We start from the raw sequence: 18,900 nt of genomic DNA on the forward strand, positions 1-18,900 counted from the left end.
TTTGCGCAAAATCCGCTGCGGCTCTTGGCAGCGCCGGCAGCTTGCGCTTTCAATGTCGACCACGGATTCTACGAGGAGCATTAGATGACGGAAGATGACGTCCGGAAATCAGCGACGCCGGAGGAAATCCGCTCAGCCATCAGAGGATGGGCGGTGCTTGGGGCAATCATCGTTGCCGTGTTTGGTGCCGCTTACGTCATGATCGATAGTTGAATGGCCGACGATCCTGGTCGCCCCGATGGACTGCCTGAAACGATCGGCACGGTCCTTGGCGCATTGGTGGTGATTGGCACGTTCGGGCTTCTGGCTTGGACCGTGCTTCGCGGCGTCCTTTATTGAACCCGGCCCGTCAGGATTATCTCCTGCAGCGGCCGCGTCTCAGGCCGATCTCCTCGTAGCAACGTATGGTCTTGGCCGCAGGCCGGAGCGCCAGGCAGCGTCACCGACATTCACGGTGATGTCCTCGTCTCCTGGTTCTTGTTCTTGGCCCATTGATTTTGCAACATAATCCTGCGGGGGCTGTTGCCGAAATACCATAGTCGCAGGTTTACCAGCACGCAAGCCCAAGGATATAGGCATCGCCCGCTTGGCAAGCAAAGCAAATGCCAGCATGAATGAAGATGAAAAAGCGGCCGACTCGAGCCGCTGTAGTTTGGGCAGGGCATCGGACCTTTTCATGCGCATGAAGTCACTTGCAATCGTCGCGGCCCTGGCGCTGTCGACGGCTGTCGCCGGTTGCAGCACCATCGGCTCGCAGATCTTCACTAACAATTACGGCGCGGTGACCGATGCCGGCTATCACCTGCCGCGCGTTCCGATCGAAAAGGTGCCGTTCAAATACCGCCGGCAGATCGTCGACTACGACACCAAGGAAAAGCCGGGCACCATTATCGTCGATACGCAGAACAAGTTTCTCTACTTCGTCATGGGCGACGGCCAGGCGATGCGCTACGGCATCGGCGTCGGCCGTGAGGGTTTCGAATGGCACGGCACCGCCCGTATCGCGCTGAAGCGCGAATGGCCGACCTGGACACCGCCTTCGCAGATGATCAAGCGGCAGCCGGAGTTGGCCAAGTTCGCCGGCGGCATGGAGCCGGGGTTGAAGAACCCGCTCGGCGCGCGCGCCATGTACCTGTTCAACAAAGGCGGCGACATGGGCTACCGCCTGCATGGCAGCCCGGAATGGAATTCGATCGGCAAGGCGATGTCGTCGGGCTGCATCCGGCTAATGAACCAGGACATTATCGACCTCTACGACCGCACCTCGGTCGGCGCCAAGGTCATCGTTCTGTAAGACCATGATCCCGAAAAGTGGGATTTCGGACAAAACCATGGTCAAACAAGAAGAGCTTTATACGCGGACCGTCTAGGCAACACACAGACGTCGCAAACAGAAAACCGGGCATTTTTGCCCGGTTTTTTGTTGTCTATCGATGTTGACGATGGAACGGCGCGTCAGGAGACCTGTTCGACGTGCTGCACTTCCGGCACAAAGTGCCGGAGCAGGTTCTGGATGCCGTGCTTCAGCGTCGCCGTGGACGACGGGCAGCCGGCGCAGGCGCCCTTCATGTGCAGGAACACTGTGCCGTTCTCGAAGCCACGGAAGGTGATGTCGCCGCCATCCTGGGCCACGGCCGGGCGCACCCGCGTGTCGAGCAGCTCCTTGATGGTGACGACCAGCTCCTCGTCGGCCTTGTCGTAGAATTCGCCGGTCTGGCTGGTCTCGGCGGCGGGCCCGGCCTTGGCCATCACCGGGGCGCCGGACATGAAATGCTCCATAATGGCGCCGAGGATAGCCGGCTTCAGATGCTGCCAGTCGGGGCCGTCCTTGGTCACAGTGATGAAATCATAGCCGAAGAAGACGCCGGTGACGCCGGGAATCTCGAACAGCCGGCCGGCCAGCGGCGAAGCCGTCGCGGCACTGTCGGCATCGCGGAAATCGGCGGTGCCTTCTTGCAGCACTTCCTTGCCGGGCAGGAATTTCAGCGTCGCCGGGTTTGGCGTCGACTCGGTCTGGATGAACATGGCCGTCTCCGTGCCCATTTCGGGCAGCTAGTTTGGAATAGTTCTAATTAGGCTTTATCCGCCCGACATTCAAGCGAAAGCCATCGCCGGGAACGGCTGGCTGGCGGAATGTTTTGCTAGCGCCCTGAAACGCTTGGAGATGTGTTGAGATTCAGGTCAGGCCGAGCCGAAAATGGTGGGTTCCGAGAACCGGAGCGGAGCGTACTTTGGTACGTGAGCACCGGAAGCGCAGGAAGCCGCCAATTGCAGGCCGGCCTCACCTGAATATCAGCGCATCTCAGGCGAGGCTGTCGATCTCTTCGTCCGACAGGTTCTGCGGCACAACCGTGACGGGAATCGGAAAGGCGGCGCCCTTGCCGGCAACCGCGCCGACCAGCGGCCCGGGCCCCTCCTTGCCGGCGCCTGCCGCCAGCACCAGGATGGCGATGTCCTGGTCTTCCTCGATCAACTTGTGAATCTCTTCGGTCGGCTTGCCTTCGCGCACCACCAGTTCCGGCTCGATGCCGAGCTTCTGGCGCACCTTGTTGGCATAGCTGTCGAGTGCGGCACGCGCCGTGGCGGTCGCCTCCTCGCGCATGATCTTCTCGACGCCCAGCCAGTGCTGAAAATCATCCGGCTCGATGACATAGAGCAGCACAAGCACGCCGCCCGTGCTTTGCGCCCGCTTCGAGGCGTAGGCGACGGCGCGCTCGCATTCCGGCGTGTCGTCGATGATCGCCAGGAATTTGCGGCGATGACCGGCTTCCCGGCTGAGGCGTTTGGAGACCATATTCACCCTGTTCGATGGTTTCGGTCGCAATCTGCCACCGCCACAGCCCGCCCGCAAGCGACAGGCGGCGGTGGCGATATTGGTGCGGCTTGAAGCGCGTCGCGTTCGACCAGCGACGCGCTTCAGGTTCTTGTTTTATGCATGTCGTTATCGCAAACCGCTGCACACTTTGCGCGACATGCATCAGCCTTGCAGCAGGCCGATAATGTCGCGCACGGTCTTCATGGTCGCTTCGGCCAATGTGCCGGCACGCTCGCCGCCATCCCGCAGCACCGCGTCGACATAGGCGCGGTCGCCGGAGATGCGGCGCATCTCACCGGCGATCGGCGCCAGCTTTTCCACGGCGAGATCGGCAAGCGCCGGCTTGAACACCGAAAACTGCTGGCCGCCGAACTCTTGCAGCACCGCCTCTTTCGATATTTCGGCGAGGCCGGCATAGATGCCGACGAGGTTCTCCGCTTCCGGCCGGCCGGCAAGGCCGTCCAGTTCGCCGGGCAAAGCCTCCGGGTCGGTCTTGGCCTTGCGGATCTTCTTCGAGATGGCGTCGGCATCGTCAGTCAGGTTGATGCGCGACAGGTCCGACGGATCGGATTTCGACATCTTCTTCGAACCGTCGCGCAGCGACATGATGCGCGCTGCCGGGCCGCCGATGACCGGCTCGGTCAGCGGGAAATAGCCGTTCACCGTCTCTTCGCCGACCTGCATCTCGACGCCGACGCCAAGCGCTGCGATGCGGTCCGAAAAGTCGTTGTTGAATTTCTGCGCGATGTCGCGGGTCAGCTCCAGATGCTGCTTCTGGTCGTCGCCGACCGGGACGTGGGTGGCGCGGTAGACGAGGATATCGGCGGCCATCAGGGAGGGATAGGCGAGCAGGCCGAGCGAGGCGTTCTCGCGGTCCTTGCCGGCCTTGTCCTTGAACTGCGTCATGCGGTTCATCCAACCGATGCGCGCCACGCAGTTGAATATCCAGGCAAGCTCGGCGTGCTGCATCACCCGCGACTGGTTGAAGACGATGTGCTTGGTCGGGTCGATGCCGGAGGCGAGAAACGCCGCGGTGATCGACCGCGTCTGGTCCTGCAGATCCTCATGGACGAGCTGTGCGGTCAGCGAATGCAGGTCGACGACGCAGTAGATGCAGTCGGAGGTGTCCTGCAGGGCGACGAATTTCTTGATGGCGCCGAGATAATTGCCGAGATGCAGATTGCCGGTTGGCTGGACTCCGGAAAAGACGAGCGGTTTGAAGGCGGGCTGATCGGTCATGGTGTTTCCCTGGCTTGTGGAGGGCCGTTTCGCGCGCGGCGAAAGTCTTGCGACGGCGCGCTTATGGACGAGAGCGAGGAGACGATCAAGAGGGGCGTTGGCCAGGGCGCGCAGGCTTTGACGTCGGCCGAACAGAAGGCTGTTTGAGGGATGGCGCCGACCAGAATAAAAACCCGCCTCGGTGGGCGGGTCGTTGGAGCCAATTAGCACCATACCGAGATTAGTAGCATAGCTGCCGGCACAAAGCAAGAACAAAATTGGCGCTGATGAATTTTCCCCCTCACGGATCCGGAGATTGCTCCTTGACCGGCTGGGACGCCTTCCGCCCGATATTGCGGCGGATCATGCCGAAGTCGGCGCCGCCGGTGGCGAAAGCGGTGACGAAGTAAAGCAGCGCCCCGCCGGCGATGAGCGCAAGCAGGGTTACCGCCTTGATCACCAGCGGCGAGCCGGAGCCGAGACTTGCGGCGAACCAGCGTTCGGCAAAATAGAGCGCCGCGGCCATCACCGCCGCCGACAGCACCAGCCGCGGGATGCGTTTCATGAGCGGCACGTCGCGGCCCCAATGGCCGCGCCGGATCAGCACGGCGAGCAGCATCGCCGCATTGACCCAGCCGGCGACAGCGGAGGCAACGGCAATGCCGGGCGCGCCCATGATCGGAAACAGCGTCAGCGCCGTCGTAATGTTAACCGCCACCGAGATGGCGGCAAAAATCATGGGCGTGCGCGTGTCCTCGCGGGCGAAATAGCCGGGGGTGAACGCCTTGATCAGCACGAAGGCCGGCAAGCCGAGGCCGAAGATCGCCAGGATTGCCGCGACCGTCGGCGTCGAATTGTTGGCGGCGAAGGCGCCGCGCTCATAGACCAGCCGCACGATCGGCTCGGACATGACCAGCAGCGCGGCCGCCGCCGGCAAGGTCATGAACAAGGTGAACTCGACCGAGCGGTTCTGCAGATTGGCGGCCTCGACCAGATTGCCCGATTTCAGCGCCCGCGACAGTTCCGGCAGAAGCACGATGGCGACGGCGACGCCGACGACGCCCAACGGCAGCTGGTAAACGCGGTCGGCATAGGCCAGCGACGACACCGCGCTGTCCTGCGCCGATGCGATCGCCGTGCCGATCAGCTGGTTGATCTGGGTGATGCCGCCGGTGATCGCCGCCGGCAGTGCCAGGATCAGCAGCCGCTTGACGTTCGGCGTCATCTTCGGCCGGCGGAAGCCGATCGAGATGCCGGCATGGCGCACCGCCGCCCAGACGATCGCCAGCTGCACCAAGCCGGCCGCCAGCACGCCCCAGGCCAGACCGAAACCGACGGTGCGGGCGTCCGAACCCTTGTACCAGGCATAGGCGAGCACGGCGATAAGGATGACGTTGAGGAACACCGGTGCCACCGCGGCGGCGAAATAGCGGCGCAGCGAGTTCAGCATGCCGGCCATCATGGCGCCGAGCGACATGCAGATCAGGTAGGGGAACATGACGGTCGCCAGCGCCACCGTCGTTTCGAATTTTCCCGGCGTATCCGCAAAGCCCGGCGCCACCAGGTAGCGCACGATCAGCGGCATCGCCAGTTCCATGGCGATGGTCAGTGCCAGAAGCGCCGTGAACAAGACGCCGAACACCTCTTCGGAAAAACGCTTGGCGCCGTCGGTGCCGTGCGTCTCGATCTCCTTGGCGAACAGCGGCACGAAGGCGGCGTTGAAGGCGCCTTCGGCGAACAGTCGGCGAAAGGTGTTGGGGAACTGGAAGGCGGCGTTGAAGGCGTCGGCGATCGGCCCGGTGCCGAGTGCGGCGGCCATCAGCATCTCGCGGCCGAAGCCGAGAGCCCGGCTCATCAGCGTGCCGGAAGCGACCGTGGCGAATTTCTTGACAAGGCTCATGCGCTGGAAGACTGCCTGTGGGATTGGGGCAAATGGAAGGTAACAGTCACTCGGCGGCCGTTTTGGTCTTGCCGCGCTCGGACGCCGTGCCCTCGAGCACCGCGATCAGCCTGTTGCGGATGGTCGCCGTACGCGACGGGCTGTCGATCTTCTGGCCGGTGAGATCGGTGACGTAGAACGTGTCGATGACCTTTTCGCCGAAGGTGGTGATGTGGGCCGAGGCGATGTCGAGCGACAGGTCCGACAACATGCCGGTGATCTCCGACAGAAGCCCCGGCCTGTCCAGCCCCTCGACCTCGATCACCGAGAACCGGTTCGACAGCGTGTTGCGGATCTCGGCGCGTGGCGGGATGCGGAAAACCTTGGCGCCGCGACGCGGCTTGGTGCGCTTCTCGATCATTTCAGGCAGCCAGCTCTTGCCCGACAGCACGTCCTCGATCAGCCGGCCGACGCGCTCGGCGCGGCGGCGCTCGTCTTCGTCGCGGTCGAACTCCCTCGAGATCAGGATGGTGTCGAGCGCGCGGCCATCCGAGGTGGTGAAGATCTGCGCGTCGACGATGTTGCCGCCGGCCGCGGCACAGGCGCCGGCAATCACCGAGAGCAGGCGCGGATGGTCCTGCGCCAGCACGGTGATCTCGGTCACCGCCTCGAACTGGTGGGCTTTCACCATGGTGGCGAGCTTCTTGCCGGCATGGTCGGCTTCGCGGATGAATTCGGCATGGCGGAGCTGGTCGGGAAGATCGACCGCCAGCAGATAGTTCTCGTAGTGCTGGCCGACATAACGCTTGCGGGCCTTTTCCGGCCAGTCGGCAAGCGCCTCGGCCAGTTGTTCGCGCGCCGCCGCCGTCCGTTTGGCGCGCGACACCTCCGAAAACCCGCCGGTCAACAAAAGCTCGGTCTCGTAGTAGAGCGTGCGCAGCAACTGGCCCTTCCAGCCATTCCAGACACCAGGCCCGACGCCACGGATATCGCAGACGGTGAGCACCAAAAGCATCTTCAGCCGTTCGACCGACTGCACGATGGCGGCAAAGTCCTCGATCGTCTTGCGGTCGTTGAGATCGCGGGTCTGCGCCGTCATCGACATAACGAGGTGGTTCTCGACCAGCCAAGCAACCGTTTCGGTGTCGGCCGGCGAGAGCCCCATATGCGGGCAGATGCGCCGGGCGATCCTGGCGCCGGCTTGCGAATGGTCCTCCGGCCTGCCTTTGGCGATGTCGTGCAGCAGCACAGCGACATAGAGCGCCTCGCGGCTCTTCTTCAGCCCCGGCATCAGCGAGTGGGAGAGCGGATGGACCTTTTCGCCGTCGCCGCGTTCGATCTCGGCCAGCACGCCGATGCAGCGGATCAAATGCTCGTCCACCGTGTAGTGGTGGTACATCGAGAACTGCATCATGGCGACGATCTTGCCGAAGTCCGGGATTAGCTTAGCAAGCAATCCGGCCTCGTTCATGCGCCGCAAGTTGAGCTCGGCGTTGCGGTCCGAGGTCAAGATGTCGAGGAACAGCCGGTTGGCCTCCTCGTCGCGCCTAAGCGCCTTGCCGACGAGGCCGAGCGAACGCGTGAGAAGCTTCAGCGCATCGGGGTGGAATTCCAGGCCGTGCCTGTCGGCAAACCAGAACAGCCTGAGCAGGTTGACCGGATCGCGCTCGAACACGTCGTCGTCGGCAATGTTGATGCGGTGGTTGTCGACGATGAAATCGGCCGTGCCGGCGAGCTTGCGTTTGCGCCGCGAGAAGGTGAGGAAAATGCGGTTGAAGCCCGGCACATGCTTGGCCTGCTCCTCCTCGAGCGCGGCGCAGAAAATGCGGGTCAGGTCACCGACGTCCTTGGCGACGAGGAAGTAGTGCTTCATGAAGCGCTCGACCGCCGACAGGCCGGGATGGGTGGTGTAGCCGAGCCGCTCGGCAATGTCGCGCTGGATGTCGAAATGCAGCCGCTCCTCGGCCTTGCCGGTGAGGAAATGCATGTGGCAGCGCACCGCCCACAGGAAGTCCTCGGCCTTCTGAAATTCCCTGTATTCGGCGTCGGTGAAGACACCCTTGTCGACCAGTTCCTCGCCGGTGCGCACCCGGTAGAAATATTTGCCGATCCAAAACAGCGTCTGCAGGTCGCGCAGGCCGCCCTTGCCGTCCTTGACGTTGGGTTCGACCAGATAGCGGCTCTCGCCGGCCTTGGCGTGGCGCTCGTCGCGTTCGGCGAGCTTGGCCTGGACATATTCGGGGCCGGTGGTGCGCACCACTTCGTGGTCGAAGCGCTGCAAAAGCTCGTCATAGAGTTTTTGCTCGCCCCATAGGAAGCGCGCTTCCAGGATCGAGGTGCGGATGGTGACGTCGGTGCGCGACAGCCTGAGGCATTCGTCGATATTGCGCGTGGCGTGGCCGACCTTCAGCCCCAGATCCCACAGCATGTAGAGCATGTATTCGACAATCTGCTCGCCCCACGGCGTCTGCTTGTAGGGCAGCAGGAACAGGAGATCGATGTCGGAGCCGGGCGCCAGCGTGCCGCGGCCGTAGCCGCCGACGGCGACGACCGCCATGCGCTCGGCGGATGACGGGTTTTTCACGCGATAGACGTGGGTGGCGGCGAAATCGTAGAGCGCGCGGATGATCTCGTCCATCAGATGCGACAGCCGGGCGGCGCAGGCGGTGCCGCTGCCGTCGTCCATCAGCATGCGTTCGGCGACCGTGCGGCCGTCGGCGAGTTGGCTTTTGAGGAGCTTGAGAACACCGCTGCGCGCGGCCTTGCCCGAACCGTCGCCTGCCGTGGCCGCGGTCACTTCGGTCATCTCGCGACGCAAGGCCTCGCCGTCGACCAATTCCTCGAGCTTCAGTGATATTCTTGCCATAGATGCCGTTCGGCCTCGCCGTTTCGGCGGCGTCTATAGCGCGTTTTCGCGGCGCTGGGTATGGGGCTGACGGACGCGTTCTCCGCAGCGGTGGAACTGGACGATCGTCTCGTGCCCGCAGCCGGTTCGGTTTGGGATTGGCCGCGAAAAATCGAAAATCGGCCCTTGACCTTCCAGTTACTGGAAGCACTACCTCCGCCGCAACATCGAAATACAGGGGCTTTCGGCATGACGCATTCCGACCACCATCATCACGCCCATGGCAGCTGTTGCTCGGCAAAAGGCGCCACCTCTGCTGCGGACGCCGTCGCCCGCGATCCGGTCTGCGGCATGACCGTCGATCGGGCTGCCGGCAAGCCGACGGCCGAGCATGGCGGCCATCGCTATCATTTCTGCAGCGAAAGCTGCCGCTCGAAGTTCGTCGCCGAACCGGAAAAATACCTGACGGCCAGCGATCCCGTCTGCGGCATGAGCGTCGACCGCGCCACAGCCAGGTACTTTTTGCGGCACGAGGGCCAGGGTTTTTATTTCTGCTCCGCCGCTTGCCAGGCGAAGTTCGAGGCCGAGCCGGCAAAGTATCTCGGCGACAGGCCGGCGCCGCAGGCGATGCCGAAAGGCACGCAATACACCTGCCCGATGCACCCGGAAATCATCCGCGACAAGCCCGGCTCCTGCCCGATCTGCGGCATGGCGCTGGAGCCGATGGGGGTGCCTACCGGCGACGAGGGTCCGAACCCGGAACTGGTCGACTTCACCAGGCGCTTCTGGGTGAGCGCAGTGCTGTCCGTGCCGTTGCTGGTCATCGCCATGGCACCGATGCTCGGCCTGACGTTCCAGGCTTTCATCGACGACGGTGCGAAGGTCTGGCTGGAACTGGCGCTGGCCAGTCCCGTGGTGCTGTGGGCGGCATTCCCGTTCTTCCACCGCGGCTTGGATTCGATCCTGAACCGCAGCCCCAATATGTGGACGCTGATTTCGCTCGGCGTCGGTGCCGCCTATCTCTACAGCGTCGTCGCCACCCTGTTTCCGGGCCTCTTTCCGCACCAGTTCCGCGGCCATGACGGCACCGTGCCGGTCTATTTCGAGGCGGCGGCGGTGATCGTCGCGCTGGTATTCCTCGGCCAGGTGCTGGAATTGCGCGCCCGTGAGAAAACCGGGTCGGCGATCCGTGCGCTGCTCGACCTGGCGCCGAAGACGGCGCGGCTCATCGGCGCGGACGGTTCCGAAAACGACGTGCCGCTCGATACGATCAAGGCCGGCGACCGCTTGCGCATCCGCCCCGGCGATGCCGTGCCGGTCGACGGCATTGTGCTCGAAGGACGCTCCTCCATCGACGAATCGATGATCACGGGCGAGCCGCTGCCGGTCGAAAAGACCGAAGGCGACGACCTCACCGGCGGCACGCTCAACAAGAACGGCTCCCTGGTCATGCGCGCCGAAAAGATCGGCGCCGAGACGACGCTGGCACGCATCGTCGAGCTGGTCGCCAAGGCGCAGCGTTCACGCGCACCGATCCAGGGGCTGGCCGACCGCGTGTCGTTCTACTTCGTCCCGGCTGTCGTGCTGGTCGCGATCATTGCGTTCGTCGCCTGGGCGGTCATCGGACCGCAACCCAGCCTGGTCTTTGCCGTCGTCGCGGCGGTCTCGGTGCTGATCATTGCCTGTCCGTGCGCACTGGGCCTCGCGACACCAATGTCGATCATGACCGCCACCGGGCGCGGCGCGCATGCCGGCGTGCTGATCAAGGAAGCGGCGGCGCTCGAACGTTTTGCCTCGGTCGACACGCTGATCGTCGACAAGACGGGAACGCTGACGGAAGGCCGGCCGCGACTGACCGACGTCGTCGCCGTCGAAGGCATGGCACAAGACGATCTGCTGGCGCTCGCCGCCGGGCTGGAAAAAGGCTCGGAGCATCCGCTGGCCGAGGCTATCGTCGACGGCGCCCACGAACGCGACGTGAAGGTCCCCGACGCGAGCGGCTTCGAGGCCGTCACCGGCAAGGGCGTTTCCGGCACGGTCTCGGGACAGAAGGTGGCGCTCGGCAACGCCGCGATGATGGCCGATCTCGGCATCGACACGGCATCGGTCCTGGCCAGTGCCGAGGCGCTGCAGGCCGATGGCAAGACCGCGATGTTCGTCGCTGTCGCAGGCAAGCTCGCCGGCCTCGTTGCCGTCGCCGATCCGATCAAGGCGACGACCGCCGAGGCGATCAAGGCGCTGCATGACAGCGGGCTGAAGATCGTCATGGCGACCGGCGACAATGAGCGCACCGCCAAGGCCATCGCCGCCAAGCTCGGCATCGACGCGGTGCGTGCCGGGCTTTTGCCCGAACAGAAGAACGCGCTGGTCGAGGAATTGCGTGCCGGCGGTGCGGGCGTCGCCATGGCCGGCGATGGCGTCAACGATGCGCCCGCACTTGCCGCCGCCGATGTCGGCATCGCGATGGGCACAGGCGCCGATGTTGCGGTCGAAAGCGCGGGAATAACGCTGGTCAAGGGCGATCTCAACGGCATCGTCAGGGCCAGGACGCTGGCCCGCGCGACGATCCGCAACATCCGCCAGAACCTGTTTTTCGCTTTCCTCTACAATGTGCTTGGCGTGCCGGTCGCTGCCGGCGTGCTCTATCCGCTCACCGGCACGCTGTTGTCGCCGATGCTCGCGGCGGCGGCGATGAGCCTGTCTTCGGTTTCGGTCATCGCCAACGCATTGCGGCTCAGGACGTTGAAACTCTGAGTAAAACTTCCAGATAGACCCTGTTCAAAAAGGAGACGATGAATGACCTTGGCCAAGAAGATCGTGCTGCTGATGATGGCGGCGGGAATGCTGCTTGCTGTTTTCCTCGAAAGCGTTCCGGCACAAGCCGAGGAGATGAAGCACGACATGGGCGCAATGGGCGCGCAGAGCCCCTCGACCGAGGGCTACAAGGCGGCGATGGACAAGATGCATACCGACATGATGGCAATCGAATATTCCGGCAATGCCGATGTCGATTTCGCCCGCGGCATGATCCCGCATCACCAGGCGGCCATCGATATGGCCAAGATCGAGCTCGCCAATGGCAAGGATCCGGAAATCCGCAAGCTGGCGGAAGCAGTGATCGCCGCGCAGCAAGCCGAGATCAAGCAGATGCAGGACTGGCTCGCCGCCCATCCGGTGAAGTAGGCGTCACGCTGTCGGGGAATCCGGGCGAGAGGCTTCACCTGGATTTCTGCTTCACCTGGATTTCCCTTGGCGGCTATGGTGCTATCCGGGCCTCGGACTGGAGCATGCCATGGCATCGACGATAAGAACGACCACCCTGCCCTGCGGCGAAGCCGTGCCGGTGCTCGGCCAGGGCACCTGGAAGATGGGCGAGGACGGCCGCCGCCGCGCCGACGAGGCCAATGCCCTGAAGCTCGGGCTGGATCTCGGCATGACGCTGATCGACACCGCCGAAATGTATGCCAGCGGCGGTGCCGAGCAGGTGGTGGCGGAGGCCATCGCCGGGCACCGCGACGAGGTTTTCCTGGTCTCCAAAGTGCTGCCGTCCAATGCCTCGCGCGCCGGCGTGAAACGGGCCTGCGAGAACAGCCTGAGGCATCTCGCCACCGACCGCATCGATCTCTATCTCTTGCATTGGCCGGGCAGCGTTCCTTTGATGGAAACGGTAGAGGCGTTCGAAGCGTTGAAGGCGGCCGGCAAGATCCGCCATTGGGGCGTCAGCAATTTCGATACCGATGAGATGGAAGAGCTGGTTCGGTTGCCGGCCGGCGGCAACGTCCAGACCAACCAGGTGCTCTACAATCTGTCGCAGCGCGGCGTCGAGTTCGATCTCGCCCCGTGGAGCCGGCAACGCGGCATGCCGCTGATGGCCTATTCGCCGGTCGATCAGGGGGTATTGGCGCGCAACGCCAGGTTAGATGCCATCGCCGCCCGCCACGGTGCGACGCCGGCGCAGATCGCACTTGCATGGGTGATGGCGCAGGAGGGCGTGATCGCGATTCCCAAAGCTAGCCGCGCGGAGCATGTCCGGCAGAATGTCGCGGCGTTGGAGATCGAGCTCACGAGCGAAGATTTCGCCGAAATTGACCGCGCCTTCCCACCGCCGAGGCGGAAGTCGGGCTTGGCGATGATTTGAGGGTGAAGCTGCCAATCTCCCCCCTCGTGGGTCCCTCGAGGGGGAGATTGGCGGTTTCGCCGACGCCGCTCCGATTGCAGAAGCCCTACTTCGCCAGCATCCCCTTCAATCTGTACAGCGCCTCCAGCGCCTCCCTTGGCGTCATCTCGTCGGGATTGATCTCCGCTAGCGCCAAACCCAGCCCATCACTCTTCGCCGGCTTCGACGCTTCCCGCTGCGCCGCCACCGAAAACAGCGGCAGGTCGTCGACCAGACGGTTGGCCTTGCCCGAGACCTCGCCGGCTTCGAGCTGGTGCAGCACTTCCTTGGCCCGGCCGACGACGGCTTCCGGCAGGCCGGCCAGCCGCGCCACCTGGACGCCGTAGGAACGGTCGGCCGCACCCTTGCCGACCTCGTGCAGGAAAACCACGTCGCCTTCCCATTCCTTGACCCGCATGGTGACGTTGTGGAGCCGTGCAAGTTTCCCGGCCAGCGCCGTCATTTCGTGGAAATGCGTGGCGAAGATCGCCCGGCAGCGGTTCTTCTCGTGCAGATATTCGACCGCCGCCCAGGCAATCGACAGGCCGTCGAAAGTGGCGGTGCCGCGGCCGATCTCGTCGAGGATGACCAGTGCGCGCTCGCCTGCCTGGTTGAGGATCGCCGCCGTCTCGACCATCTCGACCATGAAAGTCGAGCGGCCGCGCGCCAGGTCGTCGGAGGCGCCGACCCGCGAAAACAACCGATCGACGACGCCGATATGGGCTGATGCCGCGGGCACGAAAGAGCCGGTCTGGGCAAGGATGGCAATCAGCGCGTTTTGCCTGAGGAAGGTCGACTTGCCGCCCATATTGGGGCCGGTCAGCAGCCAGATCGCGCCGGTCTTGGCATCGCCTTGCGGCGACAGATCGCAATCATTGGCGACGAACGGGCCTTCGCCGGAACGCCGCAGCGCCTGTTCGACCACCGGGTGGCGTCCGCCCGAAATCTCGAAGGCAAGGCTCGCATCGACCAACGGCCGGCACCAGGCCTCGCTCTCGGAAAGCAAGGCAAGTGCGGCCGAAACGTCGAGCACGGCGAGCGCTTCGGCGCCGGCACGGATCCTGTCGGCGTGGCCGACCACTTGCGCCGTCAGCGCCTCGAAAGCGGCAAGCTCGATCGCCAGCGCCCGGTCGGCCGCATTGGCGATCTTGGTTTCCAGCTCGGCGAGTTCGGTGGTGGTGAAGCGCATGGCGTTGGCCATGGTCTGGCGATGGATGAAGCGCGCCCTGGCGCCGTCGCTGCCGGTCATCAGCGCATGATGATTGGCGGTGACTTCGATATAATAGCCCAGCACATTGTTGTGCCTGATCTTCAGCGAGCGGATGCCGGTCTCGTCGATCAGCGAGCGCTCCAGCCCGGCGATCACTTTTCGCGACTCGTCGCGCAACGCCCGCATCTCGTCGAGTTCGGCGTGGTAGCCGCCGCGGACGAAGCCGCCGTCACGCTTGAGCAACGGCAGCTCGTCGCTCAGCGCCTGCGCCAGATGCGCCGCCAGTTCATTGGGCAGCGTCTTGATAGCTCCCAACGCCGCGGCCAGTTCGCCCGGCAAGGCGATTTGGCCGAACAGTTCGGCGATGGCGCCGGCCGCTTCGAAACCGGCGCGCAGCGCGCCGAGGTCGCGCGGGCCGCCGCGGTTGAGCGCCAGCCTGGACAGCGCGCGCGGCATGTCGGCAACGCTTTTCAGGCTTGCCCGCACCGCCTGGCAAAGGCGCGTCTCGGAGCGGAAGAACGACACCGAGTCCAGCCTTGCAGCGATTGCCGCCGGATCGGTCAGCGGCGCCATCAGCCGGTCGGCGAGCAGCCTTGCCCCGCCGCCGGTCACCGTGCGGTCGATCGCCTTGAACAGCGATCCGTCGCGGCTGCCGGACAGCGTGTGCAGCAGTTCCAGGTTGGCGCGCGTCGCCGGGTCGATGAACAGCGTCGAGCCCTGCTCCTCGCGCTCCGGTCGCGACAGCGGCGGCCGCTCGGCTTTCTGCGTCTTTTCGACATAGGCGATGACGCCAGAGATCGCCGACAGCTCGGCGCGCGAAAACGAGCCGAAACTGTCGGGGGTCGCCACCTCGAAGAAGCGGGCGATGCGGCCGGCGGCCGAAGCCGAATCGAACAGCGACGGCGGCTGCGGGCTGGCGACGCGGCCGAGCACGTCGAAGACCGGTTTCAGCTCCGGGTCGTAAAACACCGGCTCGGCGACGATCAGCTCGCGCGGGTCGACGCGGAAGACATCGGCGAGCAGCCGGTCGGCGGTGGTCTCGGCGACGCGGAAGACACCGGTCGAGATCTCGATCCAAGCCAAGGCAAAGGAATGCTCGACCCCGCCCTTGACCCGTCCCAGCGCCATCAGAAAACTCGATTCCGACGGCGCCAGCAATTTGTCTTCGGTGATGGTGCCGGGCGTTACCAGCCGCACCACGTCGCGGCGCACCACCGATTTGCCGCCGCGCTTCCTGGCCTCCGCCGGATCCTCGATCTGCTCGCAGACGGCGACGCGGAACCCCTGTCCGATCAGCTTCTGCAGATAATCGTCGGCGGCATGCACCGGCACGCCGCACATCGGGATGTCGAGCCCCTGGTGCTTGCCGCGCTTGGTCAGCACGATACCGAGCGCCCGGCTTGCTTTCTCGGCGTCGTCGAAGAACAGCTCGTAGAAATCGCCCATGCGGTAGAACAGCAGCGAATCCGGGTTCGCCGCTTTGATCTCGATATACTGCTCCATCATCGGCGTCGCCGGCGCGAAGGCCGGCGTGGCATTGTCGCTTCGAATGGGCGTCTCGTCGTTCAAGAAGCTGCTTCCAAAATTTTCCAGGCCATGCTTGGCGGTTTACAGCGGCGAAGTGTAGCCTTAATCCCGAACCTTCCACAAAAGAAAGCATGCGCACCCATCCCAAGCGGTGCCGTACGGGCGAGGAACCGAAAGCATCATGGCCAAGAAATCCGAAAGCAACGGGCCCTCCGTCAGCGCCCAGGAGGCATTGGAATTTCATGCCATGGGGCGTCCGGGCAAGCTGGAGATCGTCGCCACAAAACCGATGGCGACGCAGCGCGATCTCAGCCTCGCCTATTCGCCGGGCGTTGCCGTGCCCGTTCTCGCCATCGCCGAGGATCCGAGCCGCGCCTTCGACTATACGGTTCGCGGCAACATGGTCGCCGTCATCTCCAACGGTACCGCCATCCTTGGCCTCGGCAATCTCGGCGCGCTTGCTTCGAAGCCGGTGATGGAAGGCAAGGCGGTGCTGTTCAAGCGCTTCGCCGATGTCGATTCCATCGATCTCGAGGTCGACACCGAGGATGCCGACGAATTCATCAACTGCGTGCGTTTTCTCGGCCCCTCCTTCGGCGGCATCAACCTTGAGGACATCAAGGCACCGGAGTGTTTCATCATCGAGCAGCGGCTGCGCGAGCTGATGGACATACCGGTCTTCCATGACGACCAGCACGGCACCGCCATCATTTCGGCCGCCGGCCTGATCAACGCGCTGGAAATCACCGGCCGCGACATGAAGACCACGAAAATGGTCTGCAACGGCGCCGGCGCTGCCGGCATCGCCTGCATCGAACTGATGAAGGCGATGGGCTTTGCGCCAGAAAATATCATCCTGTGCGACACCAAGGGCGTGGTCTTCCAGGGCCGCACCGAAGGCATGAACCAGTGGAAATCGGCGCACGCCGTGAAAACCGGTGCGCGCTCGCTGGCCGAAGCGCTGGACGGCGCCGACGTGTTCCTCGGCCTCTCGGCCAAGGGCACGCTGACCACCAGGATGGTGCAGTCGATGGCCAAGAACCCGATCATCTTCGCCATGGCCAATCCCGACCCCGAGATCACGCCGGAGGAGGTCGCCGAGATCCGCACCGACGCCATCATGGCGACGGGGCGGTCCGACTATCCCAACCAGGTCAACAACGTGCTTGGCTTCCCCTACATTTTCCGCGGCGCGCTCGATGTGCGGGCGACCACCATCAACGACGACATGAAGATCGCCGCGGCCAAAGCGCTCGCCGAACTGGCGCGCCAGGACGTGCCCGACGACGTCGCCGCCGCCTATCAGGGCATGCGGCCGAAATTCGGTCCAAACTACATCATCCCGGTGCCGTTCGATCCGCGCCTGATCTCGGCGATCCCGATCGCGGTCGCCAAGGCGGCGATGGACTCCGGCGTCGCCCGCAAGCCGATCCTCGATCTGGACCGCTACGCGCAGGAGCTTTCCGCCCGCCGCGACCCGATCGCATCGACGCTGCAGCGCATCTACGACCGGGTGCGCCGCCAGCCCAAGCGCATCGTCTTTGCCGAGGGCGAGGAGGAGCAGGTGATGCGCGCCGCCGTCTCCTATGTGAACCAGCGGCTCGGCACCGCCATCCTGCTCGGCCGCGACGACATCATCAAGGAAAACGCGCGCAACGCCGGCATCGACCTCGGCAAGCAAGGCATCGAGATCATCAATGCGCGGCTGTCGCGGCGCAACTCGGTCTACGCCGACTATCTCTACGAGCGCATGCAGCGCAAAGGCTTCCTGTTCCGCGACTGCCAGCGGCTGATCAACAACGACCGCAACCATTTCGCCGCCTGCATGGTGGCGCTGGGCGATGCCGACGGCATCGTCACCGGCGTCACCCGCAACTATTCGACGGCCCTCGACGATATCCGCCGCGTCATCGACGCAAGGCCCGGGCACTGCGTCATCGGCGTGTCGATCGTGCTGGCGCGGGGCCGCACCGTCCTCGTTGCCGACACCGCCGTGCACGACATGCCGAATGCTGAACAGATCGCCGACATCGCCGAGGAGGCCGCCGGCTTTGCCCGCCGCATGGGCTACGAGCCGAGGCTCGCCATGCTCGCCTATTCGACTTTCGGCCATCCGCAGGGCGAGCGCTCCGAGCGCGTCCAGGAAGCGGTGCGCATCCTCGACAAGCGCCGCGTCGATTTCGAGTATGACGGCGAGATGGCCGCCGACGTGGCGCTCAACGCCCGTGCCATGGCGCAGTACCCGTTCATCCGCCTCACCGGTCCGGCCAATGTGCTGATCATGCCGGCTTTCCACTCGGCCTCGATCTCGACCAAGATGCTGCAGGAGCTCGGCGGCTCGACCGTCATCGGCCCGCTGCTGGTCGGCCTGAACAAGCCGGTTCAGATCGTCTCGCTCAATGCCAAGGATTCGGACATCGTCAATATGGCGGCGATCGCGGCGTATAGCGCGGGAGCTTGAGGAGCGCCTAGCGGCAGCGTCTCTTCCTTCTCCCCTTGCTTCTTGTGGGAGAAGGTGTCGCCGAAGGCGACGGATGAGGGGTGCTCCAGCTTGGCTCGGACGGCATTCCTTCCAACACCCCTCATCCGTCTCGGCGCTGCGCGCCGATGCACCTTCTCCCACAAGGGGCCTGTTGCGCAGTAACCGGGGGATGTTTAGATGGGGCGGGATCGCAGGGATTTCGCTCGTCTTTGTGAGCTCCGCCCCCTTGTTTGGGCTTTCGGCGGCGGTTTCGGCCCGGGCGGGGCTGCGGGCGCACCTATCCCGTGATGGCGGCCCATCGGCGCATGTTGAAGGCGATCGCCGCCAATGTCACCTGGGCGGTGGCCTTCGCCAGTCCGACATAGCGGATATTGGTCAGCTTCATCCGGTTCTTGAGCGTGGCGAAAGTGGTCTCCACCGCCGCTCGCCGTCTGGCGATCAGGCGGTTGTAATGTTTGAGCCGCGGCGGCAGCGCATGGTGCTTGTTGGGGCGGCGCGCGATGCGCACCTTCTTGCCCTCGGCCTTGAGCCGGGCGTGGCGGGCATGGGTGTCGTAGGCGGCGTCCGCCCACACCGTCTTCTCGTCGCCGCAGATCAAGTTATCGGCCATCACCGTGTCGTTGACGTTGGCTGGCGTGGTAATCACCGTGCGGATCAGGCCAGAGCCCTCATCCACCCCGACCTGGGCTTTGTAGCCAAAGGTGAAGCCGCCCTTGCCCTTTCGCGCGGTGAGCCGGGCATCCGTATCCTTCGAAGTCCGCTCGTCCG

General features: G+C 64.3%; 14 protein-coding genes. 7 read left to right on the forward strand and 7 right to left on the reverse strand.

The genetic code is table 11. The features are described 5' to 3' along the window. The first annotated feature begins 84 nt into the window (after positions 1–84). The 3 genes from NKJ72_RS04810 (at position 85) to NKJ72_RS04820 (ending at position 1,294) form a co-directional block, all read left to right on the forward strand. The gene (locus tag NKJ72_RS04810; protein ID WP_352476055.1) at positions 85–213 is read left to right on the forward strand and encodes a hypothetical protein; all 129 of its coding nucleotides are present in this window, start codon (positions 85–87) and stop codon (positions 211–213) included. Beyond that, a complete protein-coding gene (locus NKJ72_RS04815) occupies positions 214–339 on the forward strand; it encodes a hypothetical protein (RefSeq protein WP_352476056.1) in 126 nt (41 codons plus the stop codon). It begins immediately after the preceding gene. Between the two features lie 337 nt (positions 340–676). Further along, on the forward strand, positions 677–1,294 hold the full coding sequence (locus NKJ72_RS04820; protein WP_254816165.1) for a L,D-transpeptidase: 618 nt from the start codon (positions 677–679) through the stop codon (positions 1,292–1,294). Positions 1,295–1,455: 161 nt separating this feature from the next. On the opposite strand, the gene NKJ72_RS04825 is transcribed toward NKJ72_RS04820, so the two are convergent. The 5 genes from NKJ72_RS04825 to NKJ72_RS04845 form a co-directional block, all read right to left on the reverse strand. After that, positions 1,456–2,025: a NifU family protein gene (locus tag NKJ72_RS04825; RefSeq protein ID WP_023676386.1), complete on the reverse strand. Its 570-nt coding sequence runs from the start codon at positions 2,023–2,025 to the stop codon at positions 1,456–1,458. A gap of 277 nt (positions 2,026–2,302) precedes the next feature. After that, a complete protein-coding gene (locus NKJ72_RS04830; protein ID WP_023717912.1) occupies positions 2,303–2,794 on the reverse strand; it encodes a universal stress protein in 492 nt (163 codons plus the stop codon). 183 nt (positions 2,795–2,977) lie between these two features. After that, positions 2,978–4,054: a tryptophan--tRNA ligase gene (gene trpS / locus NKJ72_RS04835; protein ID WP_352476057.1), complete on the reverse strand. Its 1,077-nt coding sequence runs from the start codon at positions 4,052–4,054 to the stop codon at positions 2,978–2,980. Positions 4,055–4,334: 280 nt separating this feature from the next. After that, positions 4,335–5,933, reverse strand: a complete 1,599-nt coding sequence (gene murJ, locus NKJ72_RS04840; RefSeq protein WP_352476058.1) for a murein biosynthesis integral membrane protein MurJ — start codon at positions 5,931–5,933, stop codon at positions 4,335–4,337. 46 nt (positions 5,934–5,979) lie between these two features. Continuing rightward, positions 5,980–8,778, reverse strand: a complete 2,799-nt coding sequence (locus tag NKJ72_RS04845) for a [protein-PII] uridylyltransferase (RefSeq protein WP_352476059.1) — start codon at positions 8,776–8,778, stop codon at positions 5,980–5,982. Positions 8,779–9,006: 228 nt separating this feature from the next. On the opposite strand from NKJ72_RS04845, the gene NKJ72_RS04850 reads away from it, so the two are divergent. The 3 genes from NKJ72_RS04850 to NKJ72_RS04860 all read left to right on the forward strand — a co-directional run bounded on the left by NKJ72_RS04850 (position 9,007) and on the right by NKJ72_RS04860 (position 12,895). Beyond that, positions 9,007–11,511, forward strand: coding sequence for a heavy metal translocating P-type ATPase (locus NKJ72_RS04850; protein WP_352476060.1), 2,505 nt, complete (start codon positions 9,007–9,009; stop codon positions 11,509–11,511). 42 nt (positions 11,512–11,553) lie between these two features. Next, positions 11,554–11,940 carry a CopM family metallochaperone gene (gene copM, locus NKJ72_RS04855; RefSeq protein ID WP_352455040.1) on the forward strand — a complete coding sequence of 129 codons (387 nt, stop codon included), beginning with the start codon at positions 11,554–11,556 and terminating at the stop codon, positions 11,938–11,940. 109 nt (positions 11,941–12,049) lie between these two features. Then, positions 12,050–12,895 (forward strand): aldo/keto reductase, encoded by an 846-nt coding sequence (locus NKJ72_RS04860; RefSeq protein ID WP_352476061.1) that lies wholly within the window; start codon positions 12,050–12,052, stop codon positions 12,893–12,895. Positions 12,896–12,980: 85 nt separating this feature from the next. On the opposite strand, the gene mutS is transcribed toward NKJ72_RS04860, so the two are convergent. After that, complete coding sequence (gene mutS / locus NKJ72_RS04865; RefSeq protein WP_352476081.1) at positions 12,981–15,629, reverse strand: DNA mismatch repair protein MutS; 2,649 nt, start codon at positions 15,627–15,629, stop codon at positions 12,981–12,983. Between the two features lie 202 nt (positions 15,630–15,831). Here mutS and NKJ72_RS04870 point away from each other — a divergent pair, with 202 nt between their 5' ends. Further along, on the forward strand, positions 15,832–18,111 hold the full coding sequence (locus NKJ72_RS04870; protein WP_352476062.1) for an NADP-dependent malic enzyme: 2,280 nt from the start codon (positions 15,832–15,834) through the stop codon (positions 18,109–18,111). Positions 18,112–18,409: 298 nt separating this feature from the next. On the opposite strand, the gene NKJ72_RS04875 is transcribed toward NKJ72_RS04870, so the two are convergent. Then, a partial coding sequence (locus tag NKJ72_RS04875) for an IS5 family transposase (protein ID WP_352476063.1) occupies positions 18,410–18,900 on the reverse strand: 491 nt, incomplete at its 5' end.

The organism is Mesorhizobium sp. M0045 (assembly GCF_040323385.1).
Taxonomy (GTDB): Bacteria; Pseudomonadota; Alphaproteobacteria; order Rhizobiales; family Rhizobiaceae; genus Mesorhizobium.

What these genes read in the sequence shown, in the direction of transcription:
- NKJ72_RS04810 (WP_352476055.1), top strand. Translation starts at nt 85, where the DNA reads ATGACGGAAGATGACGTCCGGAAATCAGCGACGCCGGAGGAAATCCGC.
- NKJ72_RS04815 (WP_352476056.1), top strand. Translation starts at nt 214, where the DNA reads ATGGCCGACGATCCTGGTCGCCCCGATGGACTGCCTGAAACGATCGGC.
- NKJ72_RS04820 (WP_254816165.1), top strand. Translation starts at nt 677, where the DNA reads ATGCGCATGAAGTCACTTGCAATCGTCGCGGCCCTGGCGCTGTCGACG.
- NKJ72_RS04825 (WP_023676386.1), bottom strand. Translation starts at nt 2,025, where the DNA reads ATGTTCATCCAGACCGAGTCGACGCCAAACCCGGCGACGCTGAAATTC.
- NKJ72_RS04830 (WP_023717912.1), bottom strand. Translation starts at nt 2,794, where the DNA reads ATGGTCTCCAAACGCCTCAGCCGGGAAGCCGGTCATCGCCGCAAATTC.
- trpS (WP_352476057.1), bottom strand. Translation starts at nt 4,054, where the DNA reads ATGACCGATCAGCCCGCCTTCAAACCGCTCGTCTTTTCCGGAGTCCAG.
- murJ (WP_352476058.1), bottom strand. Translation starts at nt 5,933, where the DNA reads ATGAGCCTTGTCAAGAAATTCGCCACGGTCGCTTCCGGCACGCTGATG.
- NKJ72_RS04845 (WP_352476059.1), bottom strand. Translation starts at nt 8,778, where the DNA reads ATGGCAAGAATATCACTGAAGCTCGAGGAATTGGTCGACGGCGAGGCC.
- NKJ72_RS04850 (WP_352476060.1), top strand. Translation starts at nt 9,007, where the DNA reads ATGACGCATTCCGACCACCATCATCACGCCCATGGCAGCTGTTGCTCG.
- copM (WP_352455040.1), top strand. Translation starts at nt 11,554, where the DNA reads ATGACCTTGGCCAAGAAGATCGTGCTGCTGATGATGGCGGCGGGAATG.
- NKJ72_RS04860 (WP_352476061.1), top strand. Translation starts at nt 12,050, where the DNA reads ATGGCATCGACGATAAGAACGACCACCCTGCCCTGCGGCGAAGCCGTG.
- mutS (WP_352476081.1), bottom strand. Translation starts at nt 15,629, where the DNA reads ATGATGGAGCAGTATATCGAGATCAAAGCGGCGAACCCGGATTCGCTG.
- NKJ72_RS04870 (WP_352476062.1), top strand. Translation starts at nt 15,832, where the DNA reads ATGGCCAAGAAATCCGAAAGCAACGGGCCCTCCGTCAGCGCCCAGGAG.